Here is an 18,574-nt window from a genome sequence, read left to right on the forward strand (position 1 = left end):
TACTTCTATTCCTTGATATTTAGTTTGCCTTGATGGTTACTATTGGTTTCAATATAAACTCTTTCAAAAAAATGAAAAATCAATCACAAACATTATTTCAGAGAGATTTGGTAAACGAAGCAATTAAACAGTCTTTCGTAAAACTGAATCCGAAAATTATGTTTAAAAATCCAGTGATGTTTCTGGTGGAGATCGGAACCGTCGTGATGTTTGTCGTAAGCATGTTTAGCTTAACAGGCGATACATCTCAAGGAAGTTTCTCTTATAATTTTTTAGTATTTATTATCTTATTTTTCACGGTTCTGTTTGCCAACTTTGCTGAAGCTATCGCGGAAGCCAGAGGAAAAGCACAAGCCGATACCCTTAGAAAAACGCGTGAAGAAACACCTGCCAAACTGGTGGTTGAAAATAAACCCGGATTTCAGATCGAAACGGTGTTGAAAATGTCTGCAGAAATGAAATTGGGAGATATTTTCCTTTGTGAAACCGGAGATCAGATCCCCATGGATGGAGAAATTATTGAAGGGCTGGCTACTATTGATGAATCGGCTATTACCGGAGAAAGTGCTCCCGTTATTCGTGAAGCAGGAGGAGACAAAAGCTCTGTAACAGGAGGTACGAAAGTGCTTTCAGACAGGATTAAGGTAAAAGTAACCACAAAACCCGGAGAATCCTTCCTGGATAAAATGATTGCCCTTGTAGAAGGCGCATCAAGACAAAAAACACCTAACGAAATCGCATTAACCATATTGCTGGCAGGATTTACCCTGACCTTTATCATTGTTACCCTCACTTTAAAGCCTTTTGCAGATTATGCGCAGACTCCCATTACTATTGCAGCATTTATTTCACTTTTCGTTTGTCTTATTCCGACAACGATCGGAGGTCTGCTCTCTGCAATCGGAATTGCAGGAATGGACAGAGCGTTACGAGCGAATGTAATTACTAAAAGTGGAAAAGCGGTAGAAACTGCTGGAGACATTGATGTCCTTTTACTTGATAAAACAGGTACAATTACCATAGGAAACCGTAAAGCAACACAGTTTCACCCTGCAGAGGGTATTTTGCTTGAAGATTTTATTAAAGCCTCGGCTCTGAGTTCTGTAGCCGATGAAACTCCTGAAGGAAAATCAATTATTGAATTGAGCAGCTTACAACCACAGGATTTACTTGTTCCCAATCCTACTTATATTGATTTCACTGCTGAAACCAGAACTTCAGGAATCGATTTTGAAGATACCAGAATCAGAAAAGGAGCTTACGACACTATTAAAAAACTGACTGAAAAAACCGGGAATATCTTCCCACAGGAAACACAAGATGCGGTTACCAAAATCGCTGAGAACGGCGGTACTCCTTTAGTTGTAGCTGTGAATGAAAAAGTTTGGGGGGTAATCGAACTTCAGGATATCATTAAAACCGGAATTCAGGAACGTTTTCAACGGTTGAGAAAGATGGGAGTTAAGACCGTGATGGTAACCGGAGATAACCCACTGACCGCAAAGTTCATTGCCGAAAAAGCCGGAGTAGACGATTTTATCGCGGAAGCAAAACCGGAAGATAAAATGAACTACATCAAAAAAGAACAGCAGGAAGGGAAGCTGGTAGCCATGATGGGAGATGGAACGAATGATGCTCCGGCGCTGGCTCAGGCCGATGTAGGAGTAGCGATGAACAGCGGAACTCAGGCGGCAAAAGAAGCCGGTAATATGGTTGACCTTGATAATGACCCGACCAAACTGATTGAAATTGTAGAAATCGGAAAACAATTGCTGATGACCAGAGGAACGTTGACGACATTTAGTATCGCCAATGATGTGGCCAAGTATTTTGCGATTATCCCGGCTCTGTTTATCACCTTCATTCCTTCGCTTCAGAAGTTGAATATTATGAATCTTCACAGCCCGGAAACAGCCATACTATCAGCTGTCATCTTCAATGCGGTGATTATTCCTTTCCTGATTCCACTGGCTTTGAAAGGGGTGGCATACAAACCGATCGGTGCGAGTGCCTTATTAAGAAGAAACCTATTAATCTATGGATTAGGCGGTGTAATTGTTCCGTTCATTGGGATCAAAATTATTGATCTGGTAATCAGCTTATTCTATTAAAATTTAAAGAAATGAAAAATCATATTGTTTCAGCATTCAGACTGACTTTGGTAATGCTGGTTGTTGTAGGAATTTATTTGGGTATTGTATACGGAGGCTCAAAAGTGCTACCTACTCAGGGAAATGCAGAAATCATTAATTATAAAGAGCAAAAATTTTACGCCAATATCGGGCAGGAATTTAAATCAGAAAAGTATTTCCATGGTCGCCCTTCGACAGTAAATTATAATGCAGCAGGAAGTGGTGGAAGTAATAAAGGACCAAGTAATGATGAATATCTGGAAACTGTACAAAAAAGAATCGATACTTTAAAGATGCAAAATCCTGAAATGGGAAATACCAAAGTACCTGTAGAATTGGCTACGGCAAGTGGAAGCGGCCTGGATCCGGATATTTCTAAGGAAGGAGCTTTATATCAGGCAAAAAGAATTGCTAAAGTGAGAAATCTTTCAGAAGAGAAAATCAAAAATCTAATTAATACACAAACCGAAAAACCGCTCTTAGGCCTTTTCGGACCGTCAAAACTCAATGTACTGAAGCTTAATATCGCTTTGGATCAATTAAAATAACTAACCCTGTCAGGGTTTTAAACCTTGACAGTGTTAACATCCCCTAAATTAACGTGAAAAAATATCTAATTATAGGTGCAGTATTGGGAACATTTCTTTCCAAAGCACAGTCATCAGATTCATTAAAAGTAGGAAACAAAGTAACCTTTTCAGCATATGCGGAACTTTTTTATACCTATGATTTTAATAATCCAAACAACCATCTTCGTCAAAATTTTTTATACTCATACAACAGACATAATGAAGTTAATCTTAATCTGGGTTTGGTGAAGGCAGCGTATCAAACTGATAATCTTCGTGCTAATCTTGCTTTAATGGCCGGAGCTTATGCACAGGATAATATGGCCGCAGAGCAAGATGGATTAAGATATGTGAATGAGGCCAATATAGGGCTTAAAATATCAAAAAATAAAAACCTGTGGATTGATGCAGGGATCATGCCATCTCACATTGGTTGGGAGAGTGCGATCGGAAGAGATAATATCAATCTTACGAGAAGTTTTGCTGCTGAAAACTCTCCATATTTTGAGACCGGTGCAAAAATTTCTTACACATCAGATAGTGGAAAATGGTTTTTAAGCGGATTGGTGCTGAACGGATGGCAGCGTATTGCAAAACCGGAAGGCAATCAGGGTATTTCTTTCGGCCACCAGGTTACCTATAAACCAACTGATAAAATTACAGTAAACAGCAGCTCGTTTATTGGAAATGATAAAGTTAAAACAGATAAAAGGATGCGTTATTTTCACGATCTTTATGGGAGTTTCCAGTTGACAGATCAATTTTCTGCCTTATTGGGATTTGATATCGGGGCAGAACAGAAAGCGAAAGGCAGTGAACAATATAATATTTGGTACAGTCCAAATGTTCAGATGAAATATCAGTTTGATAATAAATGGGCGTTGGCAGGAAGACTGGAATATTACAATGATAAGCATGGTGTAATCATTAATACAGGAACTCCTAACGGTTTTCAAACATTTGGATATTCACTGAATGTAGATTATGCAGTGCTGAAAAATGTAGTATTCCGTACTGAAGCCAGAGGTTTCACGTCCAAAGATGCCATTTTTGCAAAGAATGATGAGTTCAGAAAAGGAAACTTCTTTATTACAACAAGTTTAGCGGTTTGGTTTTAATCTAAAACCACAAAAGTCACAAAAGGTTTTATTTAAAACACTTTAGAACACTTAAGTAAGCTGATAATGTTATTGATAAAAGTACACATAAGGTGAAAATCGAAGATTTTCAATAACTTAAGTGATCTCATATAAAACAGTTAGTGGTAACTTATAATAACTTAAGTGTTTAAAAAAATAATCTGTTATAATATTGAGCCTTTGGATTGAAAGTGAAAACTTTTCCTAGAAAAATTGCTAATCGAAGGTTAACAGAATGTTTAAAATAAAATTAAAAAGAATAAAATCAATGTCATCAGCGAAACATTTTTTAGAACTAATCCAGAAATCCCGGAAAGGGAAATTTAAGATTTATATCGGGATGAGCGCGGGCGTAGGAAAGACATTTCGTATGCTTCAGGAAGCGCATTCCCTTTTAAGAAACGGCATTGATGTGAAAATTGGGTATATAGAGACCCACGACAGGGAAGAAACGGTGGCTCTTGCCGAAGGAATTCCTGAAATTGCACGAAAATCGGTCTTTTATAAAGGTAAAAATCTGGAAGAAATGGATCTTCAGGCTATCATTAATGAACACCCTGAAGTGGTTCTTGTGGATGAGCTGGCTCATACCAATGTGGAAGGCTCCAAAAATAAAAAAAGATGGCAGGATGTTCTGGAGATTCTTGATAACGGGATCAACGTGATCAGTGCCATGAATATTCAGCATATTGAAAGTCTGAATGAAGAAGTCAAAAAAATCACCGGAGTAGAAGTTACTGAACGCGTTCCGGATAAAATCCTGGCTCTTGCTGATGAAGTGGTAAATATTGATCTTACTGCTGATGAATTGCTTACCCGATTGAAAGAAGGGAAAATCTATAAAAAAGAGAAAATACAGACAGCACTTAGCAATTTTTTTCAGAGCGGACATATTCTGCAATTGAGAGAACTTGCATTAAAGGAAGTAGCCACCCATGTCGAGCGAAAAGTGGAAACTGAAATCAAGACAGAAAATTTTAAACCCATAAAATTCCTGGCCTGTATCAGCAGTAATGAAAAGATTGCCAAAACAATTATCAGGAAAACAGCCCGACTGGCGAGTTATTATAACAGCCCATGGACAGTTCTTTATATTCAAAAGCCCTCGGAAAATCCTGAAAAAATAGCACTGGATAAACAACGGTATTTGATTAATAATTTTAATTTAGCACAGGAATTGGGTGCAAAGGTAATACGGGTGAAAGAAAACAGCGTCCATAAAGGAATTCTGGACTATGTAGTTGACCATAATATTACCACGGTTTGCATTGGAAAACCCCATGCGAAATTTTGGCAACGTCTGCTTGGATATAGTTGGATTTATACCCTCATGAACAGACTGAATGAACGACAGGTAGATATTATTATTTTATCTTAAAAAGTAATGAAATCGCAATGATTGGGAAACACAAACACCGATAAAGATGACGCGATTGCATATGTCTTTTAAAAGTATCTTCATATGAAACTTAAAACAAAACTCACCTTAGGCGTTGGCCTTCTATTTCTGCTGATTGTGCTGCTTTCAGTGATAGGTTCTGTATATATCAATAAATTAAAATCAGATACTGAAAAGATCCTTACCGCCAATTACAATAGTCTGGAGTTTTCAAAAAATATGCTCCTTGCTTTGGATAATATAAGTACGGATAGCGCTATTGCCATAACAGATTTTCAGAAAAATAACCGGTTACAGGAAAAAAATCTTACTGAATTCGGTGAAAAAGAAGCCACTCAGAACCTTAATCTTCATTTTAACAGTTATCTGAAAGAACCTGCACCCAGTAAAGAGAAACTCATACGGGAAGATCTGGCCAAGATTATGTCCCTGAATATGAAAGGAATTGAACGGAAAAGTGATATCGCCATTATTACCGCTACTAATGCTACTTTTTGGATTGTAAGTTTGGGAACTGTATGCTTTCTGATAGCTTTTGTTCTGCTTTTTAATTTGCCACAGACTATTGCCGAACCGATCAACCAGCTAACCTTCAGTATCAGACAGATTGCCAATAAAAATTATAATGAAAGGGTTCATTTTAAAGGAAGCGAAGAGTTTAACAGTCTTGCGGAATCATTTAATGTGATGGCGGAAAAGCTTCAGGAATATGAAAGCAGCAGCCTTTCAAAGCAGTTGATGGAGAAAAAGCGAATTGAAACATTGGTGAATAATATGCACGACGCGGTGATTGGGCTGGATGAAAACCATTTTATCTACATGATCAACGATGAAGCACTAAAGATTACCAATCTCCGTAAAGAGGAAATTATAGGAAAAACTGCTCATGAAGTTGCGATCAACAATGATCTGATGCGGGAACTGTTGAAAAATATTGATCATCCGGTAAAAGATCCGATTAAGATTGTTCGGGACAATAAGGAGAATTATTTTGAACAGGATATTATTCCCATCAATATTGCAAGAACGGGAGAGAAGGAAAAGAAATATATCGGGAAGGTAATTTTGTTGCGAAATATTACTCCTTTCAAAGAACTTGATTTTGCTAAAACAAATTTTATCGCCACCATTTCTCATGAATTAAAAACACCGATATCAGCCATTAAGATGGGCGTTCAGTTGCTTGGAAACCAGAAATTCGGAGAGTTGAATGAGCAGCAGCAGGAACTTTTAAAGAGTATCAACGAAGATGGACAGCGATTGCTGGATATTACCGGAGAGCTGCTTAATCTTTCACAAGTAGAATCGGGGAATATCCGATTGACTGTTGATCGATGTTCTCCCAAGGAAATTGTACAGACCGCAGTGAAAAATGTTGAAAAACTGGCTGAACAAAAAAATATAGCCATCAATACCGAATATCTGCTGGAAGACACCGATTTTGTAGCAGCTGATTTTGATAAAACGGTGTGGGTGATGAATAATTTTCTTACCAATGCAGTAAAGCATTCTTTTCAGGATGAAAGCATTCAGATTGTAGTGGAAAAACGGGATTCTTTTATTCAGTTTAAAATTATAGATACGGGAAGCGGTATTGATGAAAAATACCACCGTCAGATTTTTGACCGCTATTTTCAGGTTCCCGGTGAGCATCAGAATGGCACAGGCCTCGGGCTGGCGATTTCCAAGAATTTTATTGAAAAACAAAACGGAGAGATCGGAGTGAGAAGTTCTTTGAATAATGGGAGTACGTTTTATTTCAGATTGCCGGTTTCTTGATGTTTTGTTGTTGGTTTCCAGAGTCAAATAATTTTTTTAAATTTGATTTAAATTGACACACGATGAGCACCTCAGATTTAAAACTTGATTTGATTAACAGAATTACCCAATTAAAAGAAGTCCGAATTGTTGAAGAAATTCAGAAGCTTTTGGATTTTGAATTAGATCAGAACGAATCTATTCTTGACGATTCTCAAAAGGAAAAAGTTGCTAAAGCGAGAGAGGAATATAAATAGAAGTCCTATCTCACCGAAGAGAAAGCAAATCAGGATATCGAAGAATGGCTAAAAGAAAGGTCATTGAAATAAATTAATACTAATAATAAAAAACAAAAGGCTGCAAAATTATTTTGCAGCCTTTTTTAAACAGACATTCGTTTAATCCTTAATAAACTTTTGGGTCATTGTTTTATTTTTCGTGGAAACTTTAATCATATAGTTTCCTTTAGAAAGTTCAGAAACATTTACTGAATTTCCTTTTACCTGGGTTGAGTTGATAATTCTTCCCGCCCCATCGTAGATTTCAGCTTTGATTACTTCATCCTTAGACTTAATATTCAGAACATCTTTCACTGGATTTGGATAGATCGTAAATTGAGTATTATCCTTACTTCTCTCCGTTGTCGCTAAAATGCTTTCAACAGATGTTGTCGCAGTATTGGTAATGATAGGATGGTTATAGTCGAAGTAAATTTTCGCGGTATTACTGAAACTATCTCCAGCATTTAAAGTCGATTTTGTTTTGATTTTAAATGAAACATATCCGTCATTATGGACATCATCGAAAGGAAGCTGGATGTTTTCAAAAATAAATTCAACCACGTTCGGACCTGTAATTTTGGTAACGAAGTCGTGACTTCCATTGAAGGCTACAAGAGAAGCCAAATCGAATTTCGTCGTGTCAATTTCATCTTTTATCACAACACTTCTGGCATTGGCCGTTCCTGTATTTTCAAATCTGATTAAATAATGTACATAATCTCCGACTTTAGCCTGAGCAATGGAAGCTCCTTCCAAACAGGTTTTATCATTAGGATCAAAAGAGTTGACTACCGTTCGGTTGAGTGTAAAGCTATTATCCACAGGCGTTTCATCTGTTGCTGCTCCGTTGATTTGGGCTGTATAATGCAGAATATCACCTGCGCTCAAAGGCGGAGTCTGTGTTGGGGTATTTAATTTAATAGTTACCGTAATTTCTTTGCTTTCAAAAGGAAGAAGATTGGTGAAATTCCAGTTTAAAACTCCCGGAGACTGTGAGTTCGGAGTAAGTGTAGAAGCTTGATAATCTGAGATACTGTCATTGTAATTGAATGCTAAAGTTCCCGATTGTACAGTATTTCCTTTATTTTTATACACAAGCTTATATTGCGTTTGGAAGCCCGGAGTTGCAGCAGTAATCGGAAGAATTACCATTTCCAGGTCATTATGGGTTCCGTTAGGTGTCATACAGAAATTTTGAATCAAAGGACTGGCCTGTGCAGGGAAATCTGCGGTAATACTTGTTGGAGAAATAGTAAAATAAGCCGGATTTTCAAGCACCGGTGTAATGACATTTGCTCCTGCCTGAACTGCCAATGAATAATTTCCTGAATTGTTGGCAATATAAGTCCCTGAGTTGGTTCCATCGGTAATAGTGAATTTTTGGAAGGCTTTACCCGGATCTGTACTGTCACAACCATTATTGTCAACGTCTACCTTTGTATTTCCCTGAACGGTATAGACTGTTCCTCCAGGAACAAAAGAACAATAGCTGTTGATTTCCACATTATTGTGCCCGTAGTTCGCTAACATAGTAGAAAACGTCTGTATTTTTTTAGTATCACAGCATACATAGGCTAAATTGGGACTGAATGATTTCGGTCCGGCAGAATAGTCCAGAGTAGGTTTCCCATTTTTGACATTAACATGAGTAAGAGCATTCCCTACCGCGCTTATTGATGCCAATTTCGGATTTTGGCTCGCATCAATACTGGTAAGAAAATCCTCACCCAAGGATAAAAATACGAGATTAGTAGCAGGGGAAACATCTAACGAAGTTATTTTGTTATCTCCTAATGACAAGTTAAACATAGCAGTTAATCCTGTCAGATTCAACGAAGATATACTTGTTCCGCCTACAGTTAATCCTAATAAATTAGGGTTGTTTTGAACACTTAGAGAAGTAAGCAACGGAGATGTTGAGATGGTGATGTATTTCAGATTACTATTATTCTGAATATTAAGTGTGCTCAATAATGAGTTTTTGTCTATATCAAGATTAGCAAGCAATGGCGAATTGGTGAAGTCCAGTGAGGTTATTTTTGTTTTTTGGATATTCACGTATTCAAGATTGCTTAATGTATTGAATGTAAGTGAGGTAAGGTTGGGTTTGATGATGTATAATTTCTTCAGATTGATATTGTTGGACAGATCTAAACTTGTAAAATTAACGTTACTGCTTTCTCCAAAATAAATATCTTCCAATGTTGTAAGGTTCGAAATGTCAGCACTTCCCAAATGTGCGTTTGCCGAAATTGAAATCTTCTTTAGAGAAAGATTTTGTAAAAAGCTTAGATTGGAAATAGTACCGCTGTTATTAGAGAAAAAGAAAGTCTCAAGCTGGTTACAACCTTGTACATTCAATATATTAAGGGCATTGCTGTAAGAATATAACTCCTTTAGCTGCGTCATGTTGCTTAAATCGACAGAGTTAAGTACTGCATTTCCCGTTAGGTTAAAATATACAAGATTGGTAAAACTCTTGATTCCTGTTATGTCATTAATTTGGGTACTGCCTAATGTTAACTTTGAAATATTTTGCGCCTCACTTACCTGGATTTCCCCGTCATTATTGGTGTCTATTATGGTTGGATTACCATTGAGGTCATAAGAAAAAGGATTATTTCCCGTATTTGCTGTGAGTAATTTTGCTTTGAATTTTGGATCCGGAATGGTAACAATTTGTGCATGAATTGCAAAATGTGCTAAAAATAGCACAAAAAGATAAATGTTTTTCATGATTAGGTGATATTTAGTTTGATGTAAATATATGAAAATTGTTTACATTTTTGTTTTTATGTTTAATATTTTTAATTTTTATTCTGTTTTAATTGTAAATTTTACTTTTATTAATGTTTTTGTTATTGTTTTTAATAATTGAATATACTTCAAATATTGGGTCTGGTATTGACATTATAGGTAAAATAATATAGTTTTTACGAGCGTTATTGCTAGGGACAAAAAAAGCTGTGATTTTCACAGCTTTATCTATTTTTCGAATACTAATTTTTAGTCTTTGATAAATTTTAAATGAGAAATTGCATTCTTCGTCATTATTTTAATCATATAATTTCCTTTTGGAAGAGCAGAAACGTCAACAGACTTCTGTGATACTCCCGTTGAAAGGACAATTCTTCCGGCAGCATCATAGATCTCAACCTTCTTTACTTCATTCTTAGACTGAATATTCAGAACATCTTTTACCGGATTAGGATAAATGGTCAGTTGATCTTTATTGCTTTGTACTTCTGTGGTTGCTAATGTATTTTCTACCGTTGTCGTTGCAGTATTAGTAATAATCGGGTGATTATAATCGAAATAAATTTTCGCCGTATTACTGAAACTGTCTCCGGCTGTTAAAGTTGATTTTGTTTTAATCTTAAATGAAATATATCCGTCATTATTCGCATCATCAAAAGGAAGCTGAATGTTTTCAAAGATAAATTCTACCGCATTAGGATTTATTATTTTTGTTACAAAATTGTGGCTGCCATTTAATGCGACTAATGAAGACACGTCAAACTTTGAAGTGTCAATTTCATCTGTTACCACAATGTTTCTGGCATTGGCAGTTCCTGTATTTTCAAATCTGATTACATAATGTACATAATCCCCAACTTTAGACTGTGCAATTGAAGCTCCTTCAAGACACGTTTTATCATTAGGGTCAAAAGAGTTAACGACTTTTTGATTTAATCCAAAATAATTATCAGCAGGAACCTCATCAGTAGCTCCGTTGATTTTGGCGGTATAAGATAAAATATCTCCACTATTCAGTGCAGGAATCTGCGTAGGAGTATTTAATTGAACTTTTACTGTAATCTCTCTTGTTTCAAAAGGAAGAAGATTCGTAAAGTTCCAATTTAAAGTTCCGGCAGATTGAGTATCAGGAGAAGTTGTTGCAGTCAGGTAATTCATTACACTATTATTATAACTGAAGGCAATATTTCCGGATTGGGCCGCAGTACCTTTGTTTTTGTAAACGATTTTATATTTCGATTCAAAGCCTGGTGTAGCTATTGTAACAGGAATTATAACAATCTCCAGATCATTATGATTTCCATTGGCTGTAAGACAAAAGTCTTGTGTTGCAGGACTTGGCTGGGTTGGGAAATTAACATTTACAGTAGCCGGAGTAATGGTAAAATAGGCTGGGTTTTCCAAAATAGGTGTTATGACAGTGGTTCCAAAAGGAAGAAAGAATGAGTGAGCACCACTGATGTTGGATATTGAAGTACCTTGGCCTTGTGCCGAAGTATAACTAAAAACATTAAATTTTTGAAATGGTTTTATGGGATCATTACTGTCACAGCCATTCCCATTCATGTCATATCTTGTACTTCCTTGCACGGTGTAATAAGTGCCTCCGGGAGTAAATGAGCAGTAGGAATTGACAACAACGTTCGGCTGGTTATATTGTTGGGTTAACAAGGCATTTGCTCCGCCTATGGCCATAGGATCAATGCATAGATATTTGAGTTGTGGAGTATTCCCAAATGTTAAATTGAGTCCCAAACCGCTGTAGTTTGTTCTCCCGTTCTTTATTAACAACGTTTTCAAATCGGTGTTATTGGTAAAATCAAATCCTACAAGCTGTAAATTCTGTGTTAAATCAACATTTTTGAATGAATTATTTGTAGCAGCCAATGCTTTTAACCAAGGTGTTTGATTAAAAGAAGCTTCTTCTATTTGATTGTTGCGGATATCCAGATACTGTAAATTGGCATTATTATTAAATACTATAGAATGTAAAGCATTATCCATAACATTTACTTCGTAAACCATAGAACAGTTACTGAAATCCAGACTTTCAAGCTGATTGTTGACACCGAAAAAGCTTACCAAAGATGTATAAGGAGTTAAATTGAAGTTTTGAAATGTATTTCCAACAATATCAAGGTAGTTTACGATAGATGGGTTGGGTATTGTAAGGCTGTTTAACTGGTTATGGGCAACCACAATTTTCTTTAAACCGGTACTTCCGGAAAAATTGATATTTGATAATGAAGTATTATCAGTAATATTTACTTCTTGCAATAAAGGTAAGTTGCTGAGGTCCAATGATCCAATAGAAGATACGGATAATGAAAATTTATTAATATTCGGGCATGAAGTAATGTTGACTGCATTGATGGCCTGTAAATTAATTTCCTGTACCGATGTATTTTGTATACTAACTACATTCTCATGGGCACCAAGATATATAGAAAACAGGGAATTACAATTTTGAATTGTTACATCAGCGGTTACCCCTCCAAAGAATTTTAACCTTTGAAGATTAGGAAAATTATTGAAAATAAGATGAAATGTATTGATATCTGGATTGGTTAATTCTATTTCATACAAATTGGGAAATTCATTAAGCCCGGATAAACTGGTAATGGCATCCGTTAAATTATAAATATTAAATTTCCGTACTTGCGACGCTTCCGTTAATTGGATTTCACCATCATTATTAGCATCAAGATTGATGTAATTTCCACCTGCGTCAATTGCAGTACCATAAGTAAGTAATTTATTTTTGAGATAGGAATCAGGAATGTTAATAGCCTGTGCATGGCACATCGAAAGCATAATCACCAAAAGGATTAAGTAGAGTTTTTTCATGTATTAGTTTATTAAAGTTTATTTTTTATTTAAACAGCAGGCAAAAATAAACCATTAAGACGTTATCTTAATGGTTTATTTAATAATTGTTTAAAATATTTTAATGTTTCTCAATCAGATCCAGGAATTGTTGCTCATCCAGAATTTCAATAGTTCCAATATCCTGAGCCTTTTTCAGCTTGCTTCCTGCTTTTTCACCTACCACCAGATAGTTGAGGTTTTTGGAAACTGCAGAAATATTCTTTCCGCCATGTTTCTCCACCATCTCTTCTGCTGATTCTCTTGTGAACAGCGATAATTTTCCGGTAAAAAGGAATGCTTTTCCTTCCAGAACATTAGATAAAACCTCATTGGTACTCTCACCCTTTTCCAGCTGAACCCCGTAAGATTTTAAACGTTCGATCATCAGAATATTTTCTGAATTTTGGAAGAAATCAACGATGCTTACCGCGATTTTAGCTCCGATATCTTCTACCTGACAAAGCTCTTCAACAGTGGCATTTTTCAACTCGTCAACCGTAGGGAAGTTCTTTACCAGTTTCTTGGCAACGGTCTCGCCCACATGCTTGATTCCGATTCCATATAATACTTTTTCAAAAGGAATTTCTTTCGATTTTTCAATTCCCGAGATGATATTTTGAGCAGATTTCTCAGCCATCCTTTCCAACGGAAGAAGCTGTTCCTTCGTTAAAACATAGAAGTCGGCAGGATTCTCAATTAATCTTTCTCTGTAAAGCTGCTCAATCGTTTCACTTCCGAGGTTTTCAATATTCAAAGCCTTTCTGGAAACATAGTGAATCATTCTTCCCACAACCTGCGGCGGGCAGTGAAGTTCATTAGGGCAGAAATGGATCGCCTGGTCTTCAATTTTCACCAGTTCAGTTCCACATTCGGGGCAATGCTTGATGTATTCTATTTCTTTGCTTTCCTCCGTTCTTTTATCTGTATTTACTCCAACAATTTTCGGAATAATTTCACCCCCTTTTTCTACATACACAAAATCATGCTCATGCAGATCCAGTTTTTTGATGATATCTTCGTTGTGTAGAGATGCTCTTTTTACAATAGTTCCGGCCAGTAAAACAGGTCTTAAGTTGGCAACAGGTGTAATAGCTCCCGTTCTTCCCACCTGATATGAAACACTTTGAAGCTCAGTTTCTACTTTTTCAGCTTTAAATTTATAAGCCATTGCCCAACGTGGCGACTTTGCTGTATATCCAAGTTGTCTTTGCTGTTGCAGTGAATTTACTTTTAAAACAATCCCGTCAATTTCAAAAGGAAGATTGTGACGCTCTGTATCCCAGAACGTGATAAATTCTTTAACCTCATCCAGTGTTTTGCATAATTTCGCCTGCTGAGAGGTTTTGAATCCCCAGCTTTGAGCCTTCTGAAGCAGTTCCCAATGAGTTTCTGCAGGAATTTCTTCTGAAATAAACTGATACAATACAGAAGACAATCCACGTTTTCTTACCTCACCACTGTCCTGCATTTTCAAACTTCCGCTTGCCGTATTTCTTGGATTCATGAAGGGATCAAGGCCTTCTTCTTCGCGAAGTTTATTAAGTTTGTCAAAGTTTTTTCTCGTCAGATAGATCTCACCACGCATAAAAAACTGAGCAGGGAAATCACCCTTTAAAGTTAAAGGAATATCCGAAATCGTACGAACATTAGGAGTAATCTCATCTCCCTGGAAACCATCTCCACGCGTTACTGCCTGGGTCAGTTTTCCGTTTTCATAAAGAATTGAGATAGAAGCACCGTCATACTTCAGCTCGGCAACAAATTCTACAGGCTCGTCAATTGTTTTAATAATTCTTTTTTCCCAGTCTTCCAGATCATCAAAATCATATGAATTATCTAAAGAATACATTCTGAACCGATGCTGAATCGTTGGAAAAACTTTGGTGATACCGCCTCCTACACGCATTGTCGGTGAGTTTTCATCATGAAATTCAGGATGGCTGGCTTCAAGACCCTGAAGCTCTTCCAGTAACATATCAAAGTCATAATCAGATATGGTGGGAGTATCCAGAAGGTAATAATTTTCGTTATGCTGGTGAAGCTCTTTTCTGAGCTGTTCTATTTTTTGTTGAATGTTTTCAGACATTGCTTTCTATCTTTTAAGCAAAAATAACTAAACTAATGTGAATTCAGGACGAAAATTTTAAACTGAAAGGAATAATCAAAGAAGGCATATTATAATTTTTTGGCTGTAATACCATTTTATTGAATAATGTAAAGCATCAGTTCTTAGCTGAATGTTAACGCCTTTACGAACCTATTTGTGCTAAAAAAAATCAAGTATAAAATAGCCCAATTAGACCATACAGGGAAATTAAGAACCTGTAACATACTTCAATCGACTGGTTACACAGAGAATAAAACAGATGTTTATACTAATTTAACATATCGTTTCAGTTTAATTAAAAAAATGTTAAAACTCCCTTAAACAGATAGCTTCCAAACTCAAGATACCTTTGCACATCTAATTTGAATCAATGAGAAAAGTAAAGATTGTACTGGGGTTGTTGTTTTTAGGGCTTGGAACAATAGCTTATGCACAGACTACGCAGGCTTCAATTGTAGGAAAAGTAACCGGGCCGGGAACTGCGGCTCAGGAAAAAGTAAAAGTAACCATCGTGAATGAGTCCACAGGATTCAGAACCGAAACGGAAACCAATTCAAAAGGAGAGTATATCTTTAAAGAAATTCCTTTGGGTGGGCCTTACACGGTTATTGTTAATGATGATAAAAAAGAAGGTTACAATGTCAATTTCGGCGACCAGGTTACAGTTAATATGGATTTGGGAGGCGAAAAGCACATTGAAGAAGTAAAAATTACCGGTAACCTGAAAAACAAAATCGGAAACCTGGGTGCAGCTACCGCTATTTCTGCCAAGAACATCAGTATGCTTCCTGTCAACGGAAGAAACTTTACCAATCTTACCGAATTATCTCCTTTGAGCGGAAAAGGTGGAAATCTTTCCGGGCAGCTGGGTTCTTCCACCAACTTTACGATCGACGGGATGACTGCAAAAAATCCGACTTCTGCGGGATCTACAACCAGCCGAAGTGGTGCGCCATTCTCAATTTCAATTGAAGCGGTACGGGAATTTAAAATCACCACCAACCAATATGATGTAACATTAGGAAGAAGTGGCGGTGGTACTGTAAGTGCCGTTACCAAATCCGGAACCAATAAATTTTCCGGAAGTGCCTGGGAGTATTTGAGAACCAACTGGCTTTCCAGCCCGTATGATATCAAAGGAACCAAAAGACAGAACGATTTCTCTACTTCTCAGTTCGGGTTTTCATTAGGCGGTCCTATTATTAAAAATAAATTACATTTCTTCGTAGCGTGGGATCATCAGCTCGATTCAAGACCATTACTTATCGCCGATATCGGATCTAAAGAAGATGAGCTGAGGTTGAATACAACGACAGCCACTCTTAATAAATTTCTCGATATTGCAAGGGCTAAATATGGCGTAGGAAACACTCCGCAATTCGGAAGCTTTGATAAATTAAGAAACTCTGATGCTGCATTTTTACGTTTAGACTGGCAGATCAATGAGAAGCATTTATTAACTTTAAGAAATAACTTCACCTACGATCTTAACAAAAACGGATTGGGTGATAATACCAGCATCAACTTCTTTGAGTCTTACGGAAATGATAAAAACCTTGATAACAGTTTATTACTAACGTTAAGATCAAATCTGAAGCCTAATTTGACCAATGAGTTGAAAGCCCAGTATTTGTATACTTACCAGAATAGTTATCAGAACGATGAGTTGGGCAGACCGGTTCCAAGAGCTATTGTTGAAAATATCCTGTCTCCGGGAGTAGGGTCTACCAATATTCAGATCGGAGGTCACCGTTTTGCACAGGAAAGTTTTAAAAATAATGTATTTCAGATTGTAGATAACCTATATTATAACACTGATAAAGTAAAATATACTTTTGGAGCAGATTTGATGTATACCACTTCAAAATCGATATATGGAAGTGAGGTCAATGGAAGATTCCATTTTAAAGAAGATGGAGTAAAAAACTCAAGTAATCTTTACAATTTTGAAAACCTCAAACCTTATAGATTTTACAGAGAAGTACCTTTAGTAGCTGATCCTTCCGTAAGATCAAATATCTGGAATATCGGGGTGTACGGGCAATTCCAGACAAAAATCGCAAAAGGTCTTGATTTAATGGCCGGTTTAAGATTAGACTACGGAGGCTATCCGAAAGCTGAGTTCAATCAAAAGTTATATGACGAGATGGGAATCAGAACGGATAATAAAATCAAATCATTTGTGATCCAGCCAAGGTTCCAGTTTGATTGGAATATCAATGAACTGAGTAAGGATTTCTTAAAATTCGGAGCAGGGATATTCTCATCTGATATCAACAATTATATGATCATCAATAACCTTGTATTTGATGGGAAGCACTTGGCAACGGTAGATGTGACAGGTAAAGATGTTCCGGTCCCGGATTTCAACAGCTATAGAAATGATTACAGCACAGTTCCTACGCTGGCGGATAAACAGATTCCAACGATTAACTATACAGGTGAAAATGCTAAAATTCCAATCGTTTACAAAGCGAATATTTCCTATACCCACTTCTTCAATGAAAGATTCAGAGCAGGAATTGCAGGATATATGGCATTGGGAAGAAACAATTATTATTACTATGACAGAAATATGAAAGCCAACCCGGTTTTCACTCTGGGTAATGAAGGCGGCAGAGGAGTATTTGTTCCGGCAGAAACAATAACAGCTGATGGCAAAATAGACTGGAAGCAAGGAAGAATCAATAATAACTTCGGAAGAGTGCTGGAGCTGGTAAGCGACGGTAAAGTCAATCAGTTTTCATTTGTATTGGATACCAGCTACCGTTACTGGAAAGATGGAGAGATCACAGCAAGTTATACCTGGTCTGATATTAAGGACAATACTTCCTACAATGGTAACGTAGCCAACTCGGCAACATTATCCACAATGGTTCAGAGTGATCCGAGAGACTTAAGAATGACGTATTCTGACAACCAGTTCCGTAATAAAGTGGTTATTTATGGTAACTCACCAACTATTGCAGGATTTACTTTAGGAATCAGATATTCAGGAATCGGAGGAACACGTTTCTCAATGACTGCTGGAGGAAACGTTAATGGTGACTTTGTAGACAGCAATGACCTGGCGTATATCTTCCCGAATATTGCTCAATCTATTCTGGATGATCCGCAGGTAGGGCAGGCATTGAAAGATTATGTAAAAGACTACAATGGTAAAATTGCAGAACGTAATGGTGGTAAAAACGGATTCTACGGAGTTTGGGATGTTCGTATCGCTAAGAAAATTAAATTTGATAAAATTGGTGCATTTGAACTTTCTGTAGATATTTTCAACGTAGCCAACCTGCTGAACAAAAGCTGGGGAGTTAATGAATCATACGGAAATACCGCTTTATACAGAATAAAAGGATTCAATCAGGTAACCAAACAGTTTGAATACGATAAAAATATCAGCGGTAACGGTTTAGTCCCTCTTTCAGGGAATCCATATCAGATTCAGATTGGTGCGAAGTATAGCTTTTAAGCCAACCAATTTATAATCATAGAAATGTGAGGATTTAAAGTTGATTTCAACCTTAATTGAGCCTGAAAATCTTCTGTGTCTTTTGTTATTTACAT

The 18,574-nt window shown here is 36.8% G+C and carries 10 protein-coding genes; 7 read left to right on the forward strand and 3 right to left on the reverse strand.

All coding sequences use genetic code 11. From position 1 onward, the window contains the following. Positions 1-71: 71 nt before the first annotated feature. The 6 genes from kdpB to EG342_RS12150 all read left to right on the forward strand — a co-directional run bounded on the left by kdpB (position 72) and on the right by EG342_RS12150 (position 7,254). Positions 72-2,111: a potassium-transporting ATPase subunit KdpB gene (kdpB, locus tag EG342_RS12125; protein WP_103293613.1), complete on the forward strand. Its 2,040-nt coding sequence runs from the start codon at positions 72-74 to the stop codon at positions 2,109-2,111. A gap of 11 nt (positions 2,112-2,122) precedes the next feature. Continuing rightward, on the forward strand, positions 2,123-2,680 hold the full coding sequence (gene kdpC, locus EG342_RS12130; RefSeq protein ID WP_103293596.1) for a K(+)-transporting ATPase subunit C: 558 nt from the start codon (positions 2,123-2,125) through the stop codon (positions 2,678-2,680). A gap of 53 nt (positions 2,681-2,733) precedes the next feature. Then, on the forward strand, positions 2,734-3,819 hold the full coding sequence (locus tag EG342_RS12135; protein WP_103293595.1) for a porin: 1,086 nt from the start codon (positions 2,734-2,736) through the stop codon (positions 3,817-3,819). Between the two features lie 289 nt (positions 3,820-4,108). Then, entirely contained in the window at positions 4,109-5,218 is a 1,110-nt protein-coding gene (locus EG342_RS12140) for a histidine kinase (RefSeq protein ID WP_103293612.1), read from the forward strand. A gap of 84 nt (positions 5,219-5,302) precedes the next feature. Further along, the gene (locus EG342_RS12145) at positions 5,303-7,018 is read left to right on the forward strand and encodes an ATP-binding protein (protein ID WP_103293594.1); all 1,716 of its coding nucleotides are present in this window, start codon (positions 5,303-5,305) and stop codon (positions 7,016-7,018) included. Positions 7,019-7,080: 62 nt separating this feature from the next. Further along, positions 7,081-7,254, forward strand: coding sequence for a hypothetical protein (locus EG342_RS12150; protein WP_246008781.1), 174 nt, complete (start codon positions 7,081-7,083; stop codon positions 7,252-7,254). Positions 7,255-7,395: 141 nt separating this feature from the next. Here EG342_RS12150 and EG342_RS12155 read toward each other — a convergent pair whose 3' ends face one another. From EG342_RS12155 to ligA, 3 genes are all read right to left on the reverse strand, one after another. Continuing rightward, the gene (locus EG342_RS12155; RefSeq protein ID WP_103293593.1) at positions 7,396-10,014 is read right to left on the reverse strand and encodes a DUF7619 domain-containing protein; all 2,619 of its coding nucleotides are present in this window, start codon (positions 10,012-10,014) and stop codon (positions 7,396-7,398) included. Positions 10,015-10,284: 270 nt separating this feature from the next. Then, positions 10,285-12,882 (reverse strand): T9SS type A sorting domain-containing protein, encoded by a 2,598-nt coding sequence (locus EG342_RS12160; protein WP_103293592.1) that lies wholly within the window; start codon positions 12,880-12,882, stop codon positions 10,285-10,287. Between the two features lie 100 nt (positions 12,883-12,982). After that, the gene (gene ligA, locus EG342_RS12165; protein WP_103293591.1) at positions 12,983-14,989 is read right to left on the reverse strand and encodes an NAD-dependent DNA ligase LigA; all 2,007 of its coding nucleotides are present in this window, start codon (positions 14,987-14,989) and stop codon (positions 12,983-12,985) included. A 391-nt stretch (positions 14,990-15,380) separates the two neighbouring features. On the opposite strand from ligA, the gene EG342_RS12170 reads away from it, so the two are divergent. Then, positions 15,381-18,479: a TonB-dependent receptor gene (locus tag EG342_RS12170; protein ID WP_103293590.1), complete on the forward strand. Its 3,099-nt coding sequence runs from the start codon at positions 15,381-15,383 to the stop codon at positions 18,477-18,479. The last annotated feature ends 95 nt before the right edge of the window (positions 18,480-18,574 follow it).

The organism is Chryseobacterium lactis (genome assembly GCF_003815875.1).
Classification (GTDB): domain Bacteria; phylum Bacteroidota; class Bacteroidia; order Flavobacteriales; family Weeksellaceae; genus Chryseobacterium; species Chryseobacterium lactis.